The 14,520-nt window shown below is 39.0% G+C and carries 16 protein-coding genes; 6 read left to right on the top strand and 10 right to left on the bottom strand.

The features are described from left to right. Positions 1 to 40: 40 nt before the first annotated feature. The 6 genes from IEY03_RS00430 to IEY03_RS00405 form a co-directional block, all read right to left on the bottom strand. Positions 41 to 1,960, bottom strand: coding sequence for an HD domain-containing phosphohydrolase (locus IEY03_RS00430; RefSeq protein WP_188839373.1), 1,920 nt, complete (start codon positions 1,958 to 1,960; stop codon positions 41 to 43). 112 nt (positions 1,961 to 2,072) lie between these two features. Next, the gene (gene purU, locus IEY03_RS00425; protein ID WP_188839372.1) at positions 2,073 to 2,954 is read right to left on the bottom strand and encodes a formyltetrahydrofolate deformylase; all 882 of its coding nucleotides are present in this window, start codon (positions 2,952 to 2,954) and stop codon (positions 2,073 to 2,075) included. A 153-nt stretch (positions 2,955 to 3,107) separates the two neighbouring features. Next, positions 3,108 to 4,598 carry a PTS transporter subunit EIIC gene (locus tag IEY03_RS00420; RefSeq protein ID WP_188839371.1) on the bottom strand — a complete coding sequence of 497 codons (1,491 nt, stop codon included), beginning with the start codon at positions 4,596 to 4,598 and terminating at the stop codon, positions 3,108 to 3,110. After that, on the bottom strand, positions 4,553 to 5,014 hold the full coding sequence (locus IEY03_RS00415; protein WP_188839370.1) for a flavodoxin: 462 nt from the start codon (positions 5,012 to 5,014) through the stop codon (positions 4,553 to 4,555). The genes IEY03_RS00420 and IEY03_RS00415 overlap by 46 nt, the downstream gene beginning before the upstream one ends. Before the next feature lie 93 nt (positions 5,015 to 5,107). Next, positions 5,108 to 5,950 carry a tRNA pseudouridine(65) synthase TruC gene (gene truC, locus IEY03_RS00410; protein WP_188839369.1) on the bottom strand — a complete coding sequence of 281 codons (843 nt, stop codon included), beginning with the start codon at positions 5,948 to 5,950 and terminating at the stop codon, positions 5,108 to 5,110. After that, complete coding sequence (locus IEY03_RS00405) at positions 5,937 to 6,329, bottom strand: YqcC family protein (RefSeq protein ID WP_308424611.1); 393 nt, start codon at positions 6,327 to 6,329, stop codon at positions 5,937 to 5,939. Before IEY03_RS00405 ends, truC begins: the two co-directional genes overlap by 14 nt. A gap of 50 nt (positions 6,330 to 6,379) precedes the next feature. Here IEY03_RS00405 and IEY03_RS00400 point away from each other — a divergent pair, with 50 nt between their 5' ends. Beyond that, complete coding sequence (locus IEY03_RS00400; RefSeq protein WP_188839368.1) at positions 6,380 to 7,393, top strand: DUF3549 family protein; 1,014 nt, start codon at positions 6,380 to 6,382, stop codon at positions 7,391 to 7,393. Further along, a complete protein-coding gene (locus tag IEY03_RS00395; RefSeq protein WP_188839367.1) occupies positions 7,390 to 7,776 on the top strand; it encodes a DUF3301 domain-containing protein in 387 nt (128 codons plus the stop codon). Before IEY03_RS00400 ends, IEY03_RS00395 begins: the two co-directional genes overlap by 4 nt. A 1,990-nt stretch (positions 7,777 to 9,766) precedes the next feature. On the opposite strand, the gene IEY03_RS00390 is transcribed toward IEY03_RS00395, so the two are convergent. Together IEY03_RS00390 and IEY03_RS00385 are read right to left on the bottom strand one after the other, a co-directional pair. Beyond that, on the bottom strand, positions 9,767 to 10,102 hold the full coding sequence (locus tag IEY03_RS00390; RefSeq protein WP_188839366.1) for an Mpo1-like protein: 336 nt from the start codon (positions 10,100 to 10,102) through the stop codon (positions 9,767 to 9,769). 10 nt (positions 10,103 to 10,112) lie between these two features. Next, a complete protein-coding gene (locus IEY03_RS00385) occupies positions 10,113 to 10,739 on the bottom strand; it encodes a GNAT family N-acetyltransferase (protein WP_188839365.1) in 627 nt (208 codons plus the stop codon). 152 nt (positions 10,740 to 10,891) lie between these two features. On the opposite strand from IEY03_RS00385, the gene IEY03_RS00380 reads away from it, so the two are divergent. Next, on the top strand, positions 10,892 to 11,125 hold the full coding sequence (locus tag IEY03_RS00380; RefSeq protein ID WP_188839364.1) for a DUF2789 domain-containing protein: 234 nt from the start codon (positions 10,892 to 10,894) through the stop codon (positions 11,123 to 11,125). An 11-nt stretch (positions 11,126 to 11,136) separates the two neighbouring features. Here the strand turns inward: IEY03_RS00380 and IEY03_RS00375 are convergent, their stop codons facing one another. Further along, the gene (locus IEY03_RS00375) at positions 11,137 to 11,523 is read right to left on the bottom strand and encodes a DUF3192 domain-containing protein (RefSeq protein WP_188839363.1); all 387 of its coding nucleotides are present in this window, start codon (positions 11,521 to 11,523) and stop codon (positions 11,137 to 11,139) included. Between the two features lie 176 nt (positions 11,524 to 11,699). On the opposite strand from IEY03_RS00375, the gene IEY03_RS00370 reads away from it, so the two are divergent. Then, entirely contained in the window at positions 11,700 to 12,026 is a 327-nt protein-coding gene (locus tag IEY03_RS00370; RefSeq protein ID WP_188839362.1) for a hypothetical protein, read from the top strand. Next, a complete protein-coding gene (locus tag IEY03_RS00365) occupies positions 12,026 to 12,799 on the top strand; it encodes a Zn-ribbon-containing protein (RefSeq protein ID WP_188839361.1) in 774 nt (257 codons plus the stop codon). Before IEY03_RS00370 ends, IEY03_RS00365 begins: the two co-directional genes overlap by 1 nt. 10 nt (positions 12,800 to 12,809) lie before the next feature. Here IEY03_RS00365 and syd read toward each other — a convergent pair whose 3' ends face one another. Beyond that, positions 12,810 to 13,460 (bottom strand): SecY-interacting protein, encoded by a 651-nt coding sequence (syd, locus tag IEY03_RS00360; protein ID WP_188839360.1) that lies wholly within the window; start codon positions 13,458 to 13,460, stop codon positions 12,810 to 12,812. A 54-nt stretch (positions 13,461 to 13,514) separates the two neighbouring features. On the opposite strand from syd, the gene queF reads away from it, so the two are divergent. Continuing rightward, positions 13,515 to 14,369, top strand: coding sequence for an NADPH-dependent 7-cyano-7-deazaguanine reductase QueF (queF, locus tag IEY03_RS00355; RefSeq protein WP_188839359.1), 855 nt, complete (start codon positions 13,515 to 13,517; stop codon positions 14,367 to 14,369). Positions 14,370 to 14,520: the final 151 nt, after the last annotated feature.

Here is a 14,520-nt window from a genome sequence, read left to right as displayed (position 1 = left end):
ATCTTGATTAAACTCGAACTTTATTAAAACTCGAACTTTATTAACTTTGCATTGCACGTTCTTCATCCAACTCACTCATCAAGGCATTGGCTAAAATTTTCCATGTGACAACTCCTATCACCTGATTATCAAGATTCTGAACAACAAGATAATCAATAGCATGTTTTTCCATCAAAATTTTAGCATCTTTCAAAATCGTGTTTTCAGCAATAATATTAATTTTGTGCTCCATGATTTGATGAGCACGTTTGTTTAGTAAACTCCTGTCAGCCGCGCGCTCTGCTGCAGTATCTATAAATGGACTGTGCCAAAAGGCCAAAATATTTTTATCAATCACACCAATAGGTGCGCGATTAATCTCAGATAAAACAACGGCAACATTCAATTTAGCTTTTAACAGCATAGACTCTACATGCTCAAGAGTATGATATTCTTCAATGAACACAGCAGGGTCTAGCCGTAAACTGCCTACATATTCCGCTGTTTTAAGATCATGAATAGCTAAAATATCTAAACAGGCATCAACAACATGCTCATCAAAAATTTTGCCTCGACCATCCATCAATACTTGGTTTAACGCTTCCATTCCCATTGATGGTCGATATGGTCGATGACTTAAAATTGAATCGGCGACATCCGCAACCGCAATAATTTTAGCTTCAATAATAATATCTTTACTTTTTAACCCTTTAGGATAGCCAGAACCATCTAAACGCTCATGATGTTGTAATATCATCTGTTTAATAGGCCAAGGAAACTCAACCTCATCAACAATTAACGCCCCCTGCACTGGGTGTTGTTTTACTAATTCGTATTCTGTTGGTGTGAGCCTTGATGGTTTAGCTAAAATTTGACTCGGAATGGCAAGTTTGCCAATGTCATGAATAAGGGCGCCAAGTTTTAACCCCTCTAACTGTTCAGTAGGCAACCCCATTTTTTCGCCCATTAAATAACTTAATTGAGCGACAGATTTTTGATGCCCTGCGGTATAAGCATCTTTGAGTTCTAATGCTTCAGAAATTGCGCCAATCAATTGCACCAAAATCTGGGTCATTTTTTCTTTTTGATCTTTGATAATGACCGACTGTTTCATCATGGTGTTCATGGTGCGTGGCAGTTCAACACAATGCCATAAAATAGTGGCATAGATACTCAGGGATTTTGCATCGACATGGGTAAAAGGCTTATCTCGATTACCCACCCCGATAATACCTACGAGTCGTTTTCGGTATCTGATTGGCACACATAAATGATTTTTAAATGCAAAAAAGCCATCTTTTTGCAGTTTAACTGAATTATCTATTGGCTCATTGTGTATTATCGATTGCTTAGTGCTGATAGTTTCAGACCAAATTCCCGACTCTGCTACATAGGTTTGATTATCAGGAATTGCGAAGTATTGTTTGACCTTATCAGTCCAAGCGGTACGAAGTATTTTATTGTGTTTTTCATCATATAGATGAAGATAACCGACCTGGCTATGAGTTAATGCCAGTCCTTGTTGTAGCGCGGTTTTGAATATCGCATCAGGTTTGGCTGTCATGACGGCTTCTATTTGTTGCAGCCAATCATCACTTGATTGAATGGCTAAGTTATAATCAGGGTGTAGTTCCATCAACCACTCTTCATCCAAACTTAGCTGAGTAAATACAATACACCACTGATCATCTGTACCATCAATTGCGGCAATTGATGCTTGCAAGGCATGACCATGAGTATCAATAAAATGCACTAATTGCTCTGTTTCCCGATTATGTAAATCTATAAGATTTAAGTCCATATTAGGAAACGTCGATATCATTGGCTGCTTGACGATAGCTGCGATAGGCTTTTTTATTTGCGAATATAACGCTTCGCTTACACGTAAAATTTCAAGGCGGTCATTAAATATTGCCCACGATAATCGAAACTTTTTGGGTAGTTCTCCATGCTTCAAAAAGAAGTCTTGCATTTGGCGCATCAATACTATTCCCTGTTTTAATCAACTCCGTTTAATATTAGCTCAAACAAATGATTTTGCTAGTAATTAATAAGATGCTGCCATCTAAATTAATGCGCCGACTTAAATAATATTAAAACACTACGGTTTTATTGCCATATACGACAACCTGCTCATTCAACACCAGTTGCAACGCTTTACTCAACACACTTTTCTCGACATCACGTCCTTGATGAGCCAGTTCTTCAGCGCTATAACTATGGTCAACAGATATAACATCTTGTTTAATAATTGGGCCTTCATCTAAACAGTTATTAACAAAATGCGCTGTTGCACCAATAATTTTTACACCACGATCCCATGCTTGTTTGTAAGGTGAAGCGCCGATAAAAGCGGGTAAAAATGAGTGATGAATATTGATAATACGATCTGGGAACTGTGCAACAAATTCTGGGGTTAACACGCGCATGTACTTAGCAAGCACCAGATAATCAGCCTCATAGGGCTTGATGACATCAAGCATGGCTTGCTCGTGTTCTTCACGATTTAAATTTTCATGAGTTATATAATGAAATGGGATATCAAACTTTTCAGTTAAATTTTGTAATACATTATAATTGCCTACCACCGCGGCTATTTCAACATCCAAGCCACCGTAATACGATTTCATCAGCAAATCACCCAAACAATGTGCTTCTTTAGTAACCATAACTACCACACGTTTTTTACCTGCATCTACTAATTTGAAGTGATGCTTGCTAGGCAATACCCCTTGTAGAGCGCTAACGAACTCGGTTTCATTAATCTCACCATCCAGCACGGTGCGCATAAAGAAACGTCCTTGAGCATGATCAACAAACTCATTATTTTTAATTACATTCAAATGATGAGCGAAACAAACACCAGAGATCTTGGCTATGAGTCCCTGCTCATCGGCACAATCTATGATAAGAATCCTTCTGGTTACCTTAGTATGAATCGCTTTATTGACTACTGGGGATGTTAATGAAACCATGGTTTAACTCCTAAAATACGCCTTTAGTTGAGTTTGCCATCAATTGCGGCCATTTTGGTAACTTTTATACTAAAACTTAATAAATTTTCAGAATACATGCAGGCCATTTCAACATTTGACATTGAAAGTGACTAAAAATTATTAAAGTGATGTTTAACGACGGGAATCGATGTATTTCTGTAAGAGTTTTCTTAAAGTTTCGGCTTTAGTTCCATAGACAACTTGCACGCCTTGGCCAACAACAACCACACCTTTAGCACCCAGACGAATTAAGCGCGCTTTATCGACCAAACTGGGATCACTGACACTTACCCGAAGGCGAGTTAAACATGCAGTTAATTCAATAATGTTATGACCGCCGCCCAAACCTGCAACCATACCTCTAAGGCTTTCTCTTTGTTGTGGGCTTGCATTCGTGGGCGTCAGCCTACCTGGTGTTTTTAAATTAAAACCAATAATACTTATTCGAAAAACACTGTAATAAATAATGGCCGTTAGAGGCCCAAGTAACGCAAACCAAAAGGTATTAGTTGATTGCGGATACAATAAACTGAAATCGACCAAGCCATGGGAGAAGACCACACTATGATGCATATCGAGTAAAATACATACGCTGTAAGCCACGCCAGTTAACAGTGCATGTACCAAAAACAAAATGGGTGCGACAAACATAAAAGCAAACTCAATAGGTTCTGTCACTCCCGTTAACCAGCTTGCCATTGCGCCAGAGAGCATAATACCTGCAACTCGATTTCGCTCAGCCAGATCTGCACAGCGCCAAATGGCTAATGCTGCGGCTGGTAAGCCCCACATTTTTATTAAGTAACCGCCAGCTAGATTACCTGCTAATGGATCACCTGCTAAATAACGTGCGACCTCACCACGTATCAATTGGCCATCATGCCAAAAATGACCAAATTCAAGGTAAAAAGGAGCATTCCAGATATGATGTAATCCCAAAGGGATAAGTAGCCGCTCAACTAAACCGTATAATCCAAAGGCTATTGAAGGATCTTGGTAAACAGCCCAATTGGATAATAATTCAATATTAGCGGCTAATGGAGGCCAGATATAAGCAAGTGCTCCAGCCAAAAGCATTGCTAATGGCAGAATAAGAATGGGCGCACTTCGGCGACCTTCAAAAAATGAAAACACAGCAGGCAGTGTTATTCTTTTACTCATATTAACGGCAAAGCAAGTAATGGCACCCACTAACATCCCCCCTGCTATGCCAGTATCTATGGTATCCATTCCCCAAATAGGCCTTGATGGTAATTGGTATAGCGTGCTCAAAGCGCCCATGGTTGAAATCATTGCACCATACCCCAAGACAGCTGTAATAGCGGCAACGCCTTGGTCTTGACAGAAACCAATTGCGACAGCCACTGCAAACAGTAATGGCATCATAGTAAAAATAAGATGGCCAACAGACGAAAAAATGATGTTGATGGGCTCAGGAATAAACGGTAGAGGATTTGCACTAAGGCCTAACATGACGCCTGCAGCAGGTAAAATGGCGATCGGGATCAGCAAAGATTGGCTTAGTCGCTGTGCGAATTTAAACCACTGCAGGGATAGAAATTGTGTCGAAAAGTGTCTTAAGCTTTGTTGGCGATTGCTGCGGCTTGCCACGTTGTTAGCCATTTAATTGCTTCAAGTTCAGGTTCCATTGTTTCGGTCGCATCAATCTCAAGTCTTGGCGTTATAGCGTGTGCACCCAACTCGCTCAATAATTCATCAAACTGTTTTGCTGCGCCACAGAAGGTGTCATAGCTTGAGTCACCAAGACCGACAATACTATATTTCAATTTGGGTAAATAAGGCGCTGTTGTTTTGAGATGAAAATACCAAGGAAATATGTCTTCTGATACTTCGCCCTGCCCGGTTGTCGAACACACTATAATAAGATAATCAGACTCTTTTGGAATAAAACCAGCTAATTCATCGGGTTTCATTAATCTTGTATGAAACCCTAGGGCAGTTATTTCTTTGGCTAGGGTTTCAGCGGTAAATTGGGCACTACCATAAACTGTACCAAAAACTAAATTAACATTAACCAAGATAAATTCCTTTCTGCGTGTTTTCAAAAACTAAGTCATGCCACTTAACATACTGTATGGATTTATTTTATAGCAAGTTTTTCTTTGGCTAATTTATACCAAGATTGCCGGCTCACTATCTATTTCATCCCAACCTAATAGATCAAACACGGCTAACCACTCTGGCTCAATCTCTGTTTCAATATGCATAAGCTTTGCCGTTACAGGATGGGTAAAAGTTAAACTTTTAGCGATAAGCCATAAACGGTTTACGCCAAAATGCTCACGGGCAAATTTATTTTGTTTGCCGTCACCATGTGTTGTGTCACCAATAATAGGATGACGTAAATGCGCCATATGGCGACGTAACTGGTGCTTTCTGCCGGTTTTTGGGGTTAATTTAATTAATCCGAATCGGCTGGTTGGATAACGACCCGAGCTATAGGGAATTTCACTATTTAATAACGGTTGATATAGCGTTACCGCATCTTGAGCAGGCTTATCTGTTGTGGCAAATTTATCCGCAACATCATCAAGTTCGACTTTCAACGCATAGTCTAACTCTCCTGCTTCATGCATATTGCCTCTCACCAAGGCTAAATACTGCTTAGTGACGCTATGCTGCTCAAATTGCTCGCATAATATACGTGCACTTTCACTGCTTTTAGCGAATAACAATACACCTGAAGTAGGACGATCTAAACGATGTACCGGAAACACATGGCAACCAACCAGATCCCGAGTCAGTTGCATAGCAAAAAATCGTTCTTTGCGAGCTAAATAACTTCTATGCACGAGTAAACCCGCAGGCTTATGAATAGCAACAATATGCTCATCTTCAAATAGCACCTCTAAATGTGGAGGCGTTTCTTGTTCTTGCTCACTGACTAAATTGTCGTCAACAGATTGAAGCTGATTATCATCAACAGAAACAAAGGAGTTATCAATATCTTTCATGGTTTCTTACCGCGCGATTTTGGTTTGCAATCAGTTGATCAAATTTCACTAACTGTTTAATGATAATTTGTTTGTCAGCTTCATTTTGCCATATTTGTTCAGCCATAGGTGCCACAGCCATGTTTGTAGGTAAAGGACTCTTGGTGATAATCAATTGCTGCATTTTCGGGATAAAAACAAATTGCAGCCATTGCTCAAAAGATAAGGTATCACATGCAAATGGCGCAGTGCTGGCCATTGCTGATGCTGATGGCTGCGTGGTAGACCACAATTTGCCAGCTTTTAGTTGCTGTTCTAATGCAACTAAAAAAGTCAAACTGACTTCATAAATCATAAAAATCGACTCAAATACGACGCTAAAGGTTGAATATGATAACATTAGCCACCATTAATACCCATAGAATGCCACGTGTTGTATAGCGAGTTCCCATGACAGAAATCACCACCCTAAGCCAATTTCTGGCCACAGCGAATACTCAATTCCAAATTTATGATCTTGGAAGAAGAGTTCAAAATATCGATATGATGGCATTTCATCAAATTGAATCTTTGGTTTCCCCCTACCCTTACCCCATTCAAGGCCATGCTCTATTTGCTATAGTCTTCTGGCAAGAAAGTCAGCAACCATTTATTTGGTTCATTAAACTACCTTTAGATGAACAAGGGTTATTATCGCCTGCACCAAGGCAACAATTTATAAAAATGATATTAGAAGCGCTGGGAAGAGATCCCACTCAGGCTTTAACTGATGAACAGCAACAACAATTAGCTAATCACCCTTTCAGTTTCAAACCCAACCAACAAAAATTGGCTCTGTTTAACGCGTTGGTTAGAAAACAGCTTGGTCAGCAAGCCTCAAATCAGTATGAATCTGCAGCTCAATATCTTAGCGGACAAATACCAGTCGACCAATGGCAGCATATCGGCTTTCAAGGCCTTGCTGATGTCTGTGTCAGAACGGCATTATTTGATCACCAACAAGAATTGATTAACATCTTGCCTACCGCACCGATTGAAGTTCAAGCCGCTATTTGCGAATGCTTAGAACATCTGACATTAACCCAACCTTTAGCTGACGCCGTCTTCGCACGCTTCCAGCAAGCACCTATCGAGTATAAAGGGGTATTTTTAAAAGCATTGGCTTCACATCAACCGTTCAGTCAAGAGGCGATAGCAAGCTTAAACAAACAAAATCAACTTGATGATGCCATGTTAATTACAATCGCTGCTCGAAACTGGAATGCTTTAAAAGATGATACGACTCGCAAAATCTTTTTAGAGGCTCTTGCGAAACAATCACAAAGCTTTTTCAATCAGGTTTTTGCTGATATTGTTGCTATACCGAGTCTTCGCAATGCGTTGTTAACAGATCTACGAAATCCTGAGCGAAGCGCACAACTTTCACTCGCCATTGGCGGTTTATTTAAGGCAGCAAGCCTATGATGTCTGATTTTTTATTAATAGTCGCTTTGGTCGTCATTGCCGCATTTTTTTGGCAATTACGAAACATGGCTGAAGTCAGCCGAGTTATTGCTGAGCAAGCCTGTGGTAAACAAAAGGTACAACTATTAGCCATTGCAATGGTATCGGCTCGTCCAAGTTTAGGCGGGCATACTGGTTTATGTTGGCGAGCAAAGTTTATGTTTGAATTTAGTACCGATGGTATGAACCAATATCGCGGACATATCAGTATGCACGGTAAAAAGGTTAGCAAGATAGATTGGCCTATTTTTCCAGAACCAGAATGGCTTGATGCACCAATGGCAAAAGGCAAATTTGGTGGCTGTGGCACGAGTAATAGTTGCAATTCTGGTAAGTGCCATTAATTAACCTCGCTCGGGATAATAAATATCGATCAAACAGCCCTTGGCCTTGGCACCGCTAATTGCATTGAATTGTAATAGAGCGCTGATGAGGCTTAAATTCGCCTTGATTCAGCACAAAGTTCAAATTTGCCTGTAAGTGATACAGTATTATTATTTTAGATCTAATTTGTTCATCTCTTAACCTGGGTCGAGGTTAATTATCTTTCTCAACTCATTATTTTAAGATGCTATCTTTTTAGATGGGTGTTTATTTAATGTAAACAAACAGATAGATTAACTAGCTGATACACTTGTTATATGAATGAAGTCATCGAGTTGTTAAGTCTCAAACATAAGTAGCATCTTTGATATATAGCGATGCTATACCTGTCATTCACTCAATTACTATGCCGCTTTACCCGTTGAAGGGATTAACGGAAATGGTTGAATCCATCACACTCATGTTAGTTATACGATAAAAAGAAAGGCCGCGACATAAAGTCACGGCCTTCTGTTCTCTTGTTAAGCTTTCCTGCTATTTTGGCTGCTCCCTGCACCATCCATGCGTATAAGCTGCTCCTGCATCTATCCTTGCTCTTTCCTTGAGAATCCTTGTACTTTCGTACTATCCTTCTTACTCGATTATCCTTTGACCGAGCCTGCTCCATCCTGAGCGTGTCCTTATATCGTCCCTGAAATCCATTTTTACATTCCCCACCATCCTAGTGGTAACTCATGTTAAGCATCAATCCTAGATACTTATCTCGTCTTATCCTTAAAACGAGCGATTGTCCTTTTTAGCAAACTATTGCAATCCTTTACACCACATCCAATGTTTTTAAGCATCCTGCTTAGATCACATCCTGTATTTCGCATTCCTTAGCTTAAGTTAATATTAATCTAAGTAAGAAATCCCCGATAGCCACAAAACATCACCGCAACAAAACAATAACATCAACAGACTAATAAAAACAAACAAAAACACTAATAAACAACAACTTAAATTAAAACCAAAAGAGATAGTTGATTAACAAAACCTATTTTACCTACAACCTTTGTAAGATATATCTCACAAACTTAATAGCAAAACACTGACCACAACTATTGTTCTCTAAATAAAAAGGCACAACCCGAATTGAGGTTGTGCCCATTTTAACTTTTACGTTAGCTACCTTGCTAAATTAATGCTTCCTGCCCATCCATGCGTAAAGCCATCCTGGCTTTCCTTTAATCCATTACATCTCAACAATCCTTTACTGACGTATGTTGAGTTCAATCCTTTGTTCAGTCATCCTTTACTGAAAATTCAAATCCTTCGAATTGTCCATTAGCTTCCTGCTATCCAATCCTTGATTCCATGTGTCGGCTTTCGCTTCCACTCATCCTTGTTTCGGCTATCCATTTGCCGAGCTCATGCTCTATTTCCTTGAGCGTGTCCTTATTTCATCCATGATATTCAAAGTGGTAATTCAGTATTATTACTCATTAGAAGCAAACCTATCTGTCTTCCTCACTTGATGTAATCATTGTATATAAATGATTTTTAAATAAAATAAATTGTATTGTCCATTAATAAAAACTCACTGTCGACATATAAAACAAAATCATAATCCATTGTTTTTAAATAAAATTAAATTTTAAAGTTCATTTTTTAGTAATTCAGTCACGATTAACACCTACAACAATGTAAGAGATCACTTACATCTGATTGAGCAATTAAGGCTGGATGAGTGGTTTGTTTAAAATCTGAGTAAGCTTTCTTGCTAACACTTAATTAACAGATATCCAATAATCGATTGCTTTACAAAAATGAGAGGCCGATAGACGTAAGGCATACCAACTTGAATCTACCGGAATGTGAGAGGATTAATTAAAGATAGCTAAATAATGTTTGCCATTAAAAGCATCCACTTTGTCTGTGTGATGACCCATAAAACTAGTTCTGAAAATCTCTTATTCATATGACATAAAAGGTAATAGCAATTAAATAGTTTTAAGAAAGCGATTCTTTTTACCCCTTAAACTTATTATTTTGATTAAAGGCACTAGCAAGTTTATTTTTTATCATTTGCCAGTACATGACCCAATCACCCATTAGACTATATAGAGGGTAGCTGAAAGTAGCTGGACGATTTTTTTCAAACACAAAGTGTCCTAACCACGCAAATCCATAACCGATAAAGGGTAACCAGACTAATTGCCACCAATTTTGGTTAATCAATGTGTTAATAAACACCACCAAAATTATTGTGCTGCCGAGATAATGTAATCGCCGACAAACAGCATCTTGGTGCTGAGATAAATAGAAGGGATAAAATTCTTTAAAGCTCTGATATTGTTTACTCATCGCACCAGCCTCATTTAGCGTAAAACAAAATTTCGCCATTAACTTGTCCAATCGTTACATTGGCCAAGCTTTTAAAGCCTTGATCAGAGAAAACTTTATGATGCTTTGGATGATTAACAAATACGCCAATACCCTCTAAATTAGGCTGTTCATCACACCAACTTAATACCGCTTGTACTAACTTAGCACCATTGCCTTTTTTTTGCTCCGTTGGTGTTAACGCAATAAACTGCAAAATGCCGCATTTTTCAGAAGGAAGATGACTCAATAAACAGGTTTCTTTTTCCATTAGACCTTGGGTTGATTTCCAACCTGTTCCTAACACCATTTTTAAGCGCCAATGCCAATAACGCGATTGCCCGATAGGAATTTGCTGAGTGATAACACAGGCAACACCAATTAATCGCTCGCCATCAAACAGACCTATTAATGGCTGATCCTGTTGCCATAACTCGTTTAATTCTTCACGAACAGCAGCCCTTAATTTCTGTTCGTAAACGCTATTATCTTCACGGCCAAAGACTTCTAGAAAAAATGGATCATCATGATATGCATTGTAAATAATTGAAGCTGCTACACGTAAATCTTCTGCTGTTAAATATACCGCTTTGTAATGTTCCAAGGTTTGATTTTCCATTATTGTTTGTTCCTTGACTATTTTACGTTCAAAACTAACTTAGCAAGTTAACAAGATTGAAACAATCACCAAATTGAGTTCGTTCAAGCTGAACTGTAAATAATGCTCTATAGTAACAAAGTGCACTACACCACAGGATCAAGGAAAGCGTCATGGATACAACAAAAACAGATTTAACCCATTTATTTAAGCAACTTGGTTTGCCAAATCAAATCGATGACATAAACCATTTTATTACTGTACATCAATTGCCAGCAGAAGCCCGTTTAGTCGAAGCCCCATTTTGGACATCCGCTCAGAAGGCCTTTTTAGCGGAAGCATTAAATGAAGACGCCCAATGGTCTGAAGTGATAGACCAATTGGACGTTATGTTAAGAAATGAATAACCTTAAATGGATTAAATCTGCTTGTATGCGGCGTCGCCCCAACCAATTAATTCATTATTTTTAAATACAATTGGCGTGCATTCATCTTTGGTGGTTTTGCCATCACCTTTAGCCCATTGTGTACGATAAAATAACACTTTAACTTGTTCTTTATCTGACTGAACATTATTCTGGCTGACGAATGCTTCACTGAAATCAGCAGTTCCCATGATGACCTGAACTTGCTCAAACGTCATTCCCAAGGATAATTGGGTCAAACTGGTTCGATTTTTTTCTTGTTGCACTTCCCAATAATCGTGATTTTTACCTGATTCATGGTCGCCCACGTTTAATACACAACCACTCAAGCCTAAAGATATTGCGGTGATCAATGCTGCGCCAATCAAATTTGATTTCATGTGATGTCCTTTTTGTTAGAATAAACGAATCATGTTTAAGTCGTAGCTGACTAAATATGTGACCTATTAATGCTATAACCATGCCAACTTTAAGTCTCTGATTTTAATTAATTAATATTTATTAGATAACAAAGTTAGTTGTTTTCACCAACCAAAACTGAGGTTTTTCACCATTTATGAGTCCAATTGAACAAGTTATTTCGGCGGCAAAATCTATCGCCATCAATGGTCACACACCCAGTGTTGCGCTAATCAAAGGCCGAGTGGGTAAAGTTCCCATGCCACTGATTGTTCAAGGACTTCAGCAATTTAAAGCATTACCAAAATCTGAATGGCAAGCTATTGCTGACTTTGTGGCACCAGAACAAAAAGTGGCTGAAGCTAACGAAATCGCAAGTATTGAAGTCATCGCGACACAACAACAAGTAATGCAGCAGCAAGTGAATGAATTACTGCAACGCGTTGCACTTCTAGAACAACAGCTGAAAGACAAGGCTCTATAATGTTTGTGATTGAATTACGTTTTGAACCTTTTGCCGATACTACGATTAGTTTGGCTGAAAAGGCTATTAATCAATACCTTGAAGCACTAAGGGCAAACGGACAAATTTTAGGACGTGAATTTGCTGTGGCGTACAATGATGGTGAGTTTAAAACACGTTTAATGATGCCAGAAAAAACCAGTTTAGCGCATAGGCATAGTAGCCCTTGGGTAAAAGCAACATTAGCAGGCTTAAAAGAAGCTAAACTGCTTACACCAAGAGAAAAGTTTATTGGCCAGGACATCAACTCAGAGGTCAGTAATACTGAGCCCGCTAGCTGGCAACTGCTTTATACCAGTTACGTACACATGTGTTCACCCCTCAGAAGCGGTGACAATTTACTGCCTATTCCCCTTTATCACATTCCAGCGACGTTTAACGGCGACCATAAACGCATCATTAAATGGCAAAGTGAATGGCAAGCATGTGATGAATTACAAATGGCGGCGGCGACCAAAGCCGAGTTTGCAGCACTGGAAGAAATAAGCTCAGTCGACAGCGATATGTATAGACGTGGCTGGGACTTACGCGGCAGAATTGAATATCTGACCAAAATTCCAACGTATTACTATTTATACCGTGTGGGCGGGCAAAGCCTTCAAAGTGAATTAAATAGACCTTGCCCTAAATGTGGAAGTGCAGATTGGAAACTTGATACCCCTTTGCTCGATATGTTTCACTTTCGTTGTGAACCGTGCCGGATTATTTCAAACCTATCGTGGGATCATCAATAACATTCGCAGTTTACTTTTTGCGCAGTAAATATTGCCACATTAATTTAATACGTTGCCAAATACCCGGATGTTGCCACTCGGCATCTTCCGAGGTATCAGGCTTAACTGGCGGAGTAATCCTTGGGGTAATGGATGTTAAAAAAACTTCAAGCGAATCAGCTAATTTTTGTGAAGGTTTTTCACCAGGAATTTCAATGCAAACCGCCCCTGTTTCATTATCTACTGTCAGCATTTGATCGCCATCACCTAAGACACCAATAAACCAGGTCGGTGGCTGTTTCAGTTTTTTCTTCATCATCAAATGGCCAATGATATTTTGCTGTAAATACTCAAAATCTTGCTGGTTCCATGCTTGCAGTAACTCGCCCTCTCCCCATTCAGAAGTGAACATTAGCGGCGCACTATAAAATTGTCCATAAAACAGATTAATATCAGCATGAAGCGATAAGGCTAATGCATGTTCAACATTATGAAAATCTGCACACGTTTTGCGTTTAAATGGCGTAAAAAAAACAGCCTTATCAAGGTCATCATCTAACTGACCTTGAATACAAGCAGAATCCTCTCCTAAGGCATAATAACGGGGCAATTCTGATAAAGCATCTCGATAGGCAATAAGATACTTATTTATAAAAATTTCAAGTGCGGTTGAACAAGACACTAGTGCTTCTCGTAGTTTATAATAAAGCGATATTTTGACATGGAAAACGATTAGATGACACAAAATCACGATCCTTATAGTGATGCTGATGCGCTTAAAGGCCTAACTTTAGGTCAATCTACTGCGTATCAAGCTGAATATGATGCATCACTGCTGCAAGGGGTCCCGCGTAAACTTAACCGTGATGCGATAGAATTAACGGGTGAACTGCCCTTTCATGGCACCGACATATGGACTGCTTACGAATTGTCATGGCTGAACAGCAAAGGTAAGCCAATGGTGGCGATTGCTGAAGTGCAATTAGACATCAATAGTATTAATTTAATTGAATCTAAATCATTTAAATTGTACTTAAACAGTTTCAATCAAACGAAATTTGAAAGTGTTGAGGTCGTTGAGGAAACCCTAAAAAATGACCTATCGAATTGTGCCCAAGGTGATGTTTCAGTCAAAGTGATTGAGCCAAAACAGTTTAACCTTGAACGTATTGTCGAATTACCAGGTACTTGTATCGATGACTTAGATATCGAGGTGGATGACTACGGATTTAATCCCGATTATTTACTCGATAGCACTGAAGAAAAAAACGTAGCAGAAACCTTAAATTCTAATTTGTTAAAATCAAATTGTTTAATTACGTCTCAGCCAGATTGGGGTAGCGTGATGATCCGCTACCAAGGGGCAAAAATAAATCGCGAGAGTTTACTACGCTATTTAATTTCATTCCGCCAACACAATGAATTCCATGAACAATGCATTGAACGCATTTTTGTTGATTTGAAAAAGTACTGTGGCTGTTCAAAACTGACGGTATATGCTCGTTATACTCGCAGAGGTGGTTTAGACATAAATCCTTATCGCAGTGATTTTGAAAACCCACCTGAATCAAATCGCTTAGCAAGGCAATAACCTTCTAACGGCTCGTTACTTGGTTTTCCTCTGCCTGAGTAACCTTTAGCAATATCAAACCTCATTCGGTTAATAGACGTAAACAGCTTATTAACCGAATGTTTTTAATCATTATCCCTTACACAAATCTTCATCCACTTATAGTCAAACT

The organism is Shewanella aestuarii (assembly GCF_014647215.1).
Classification (GTDB): domain Bacteria; phylum Pseudomonadota; class Gammaproteobacteria; order Enterobacterales; family Shewanellaceae; genus Shewanella; species Shewanella aestuarii.
The sequence above is the reverse complement of the archived record's forward strand: the minus strand, read 5'-3'. Positions and strand labels throughout refer to the sequence as shown.

What these genes read in the sequence shown, in the direction of transcription:
- IEY03_RS00430 (WP_188839373.1), bottom strand. Translation starts at nt 1,960, where the DNA reads ATGCGCCAAATGCAAGACTTCTTTTTGAAGCATGGAGAACTACCCAAA.
- purU (WP_188839372.1), bottom strand. Translation starts at nt 2,954, where the DNA reads ATGGTTTCATTAACATCCCCAGTAGTCAATAAAGCGATTCATACTAAG.
- IEY03_RS00420 (WP_188839371.1), bottom strand. Translation starts at nt 4,598, where the DNA reads ATGGCTAACAACGTGGCAAGCCGCAGCAATCGCCAACAAAGCTTAAGA.
- truC (WP_188839369.1), bottom strand. Translation starts at nt 5,950, where the DNA reads ATGAAAGATATTGATAACTCCTTTGTTTCTGTTGATGATAATCAGCTT.
- IEY03_RS00405 (WP_308424611.1), bottom strand. Translation starts at nt 6,329, where the DNA reads ATGTTATCATATTCAACCTTTAGCGTCGTATTTGAGTCGATTTTTATG.
- IEY03_RS00400 (WP_188839368.1), top strand. Translation starts at nt 6,380, where the DNA reads ATGACAGAAATCACCACCCTAAGCCAATTTCTGGCCACAGCGAATACT.
- IEY03_RS00395 (WP_188839367.1), top strand. Translation starts at nt 7,390, where the DNA reads ATGATGTCTGATTTTTTATTAATAGTCGCTTTGGTCGTCATTGCCGCA.
- IEY03_RS00390 (WP_188839366.1), bottom strand. Translation starts at nt 10,102, where the DNA reads ATGAGTAAACAATATCAGAGCTTTAAAGAATTTTATCCCTTCTATTTA.
- IEY03_RS00385 (WP_188839365.1), bottom strand. Translation starts at nt 10,739, where the DNA reads ATGGAAAATCAAACCTTGGAACATTACAAAGCGGTATATTTAACAGCA.
- IEY03_RS00380 (WP_188839364.1), top strand. Translation starts at nt 10,892, where the DNA reads ATGGATACAACAAAAACAGATTTAACCCATTTATTTAAGCAACTTGGT.
- IEY03_RS00375 (WP_188839363.1), bottom strand. Translation starts at nt 11,523, where the DNA reads ATGAAATCAAATTTGATTGGCGCAGCATTGATCACCGCAATATCTTTA.
- IEY03_RS00370 (WP_188839362.1), top strand. Translation starts at nt 11,700, where the DNA reads ATGAGTCCAATTGAACAAGTTATTTCGGCGGCAAAATCTATCGCCATC.
- IEY03_RS00365 (WP_188839361.1), top strand. Translation starts at nt 12,026, where the DNA reads ATGTTTGTGATTGAATTACGTTTTGAACCTTTTGCCGATACTACGATT.
- queF (WP_188839359.1), top strand. Translation starts at nt 13,515, where the DNA reads ATGACACAAAATCACGATCCTTATAGTGATGCTGATGCGCTTAAAGGC.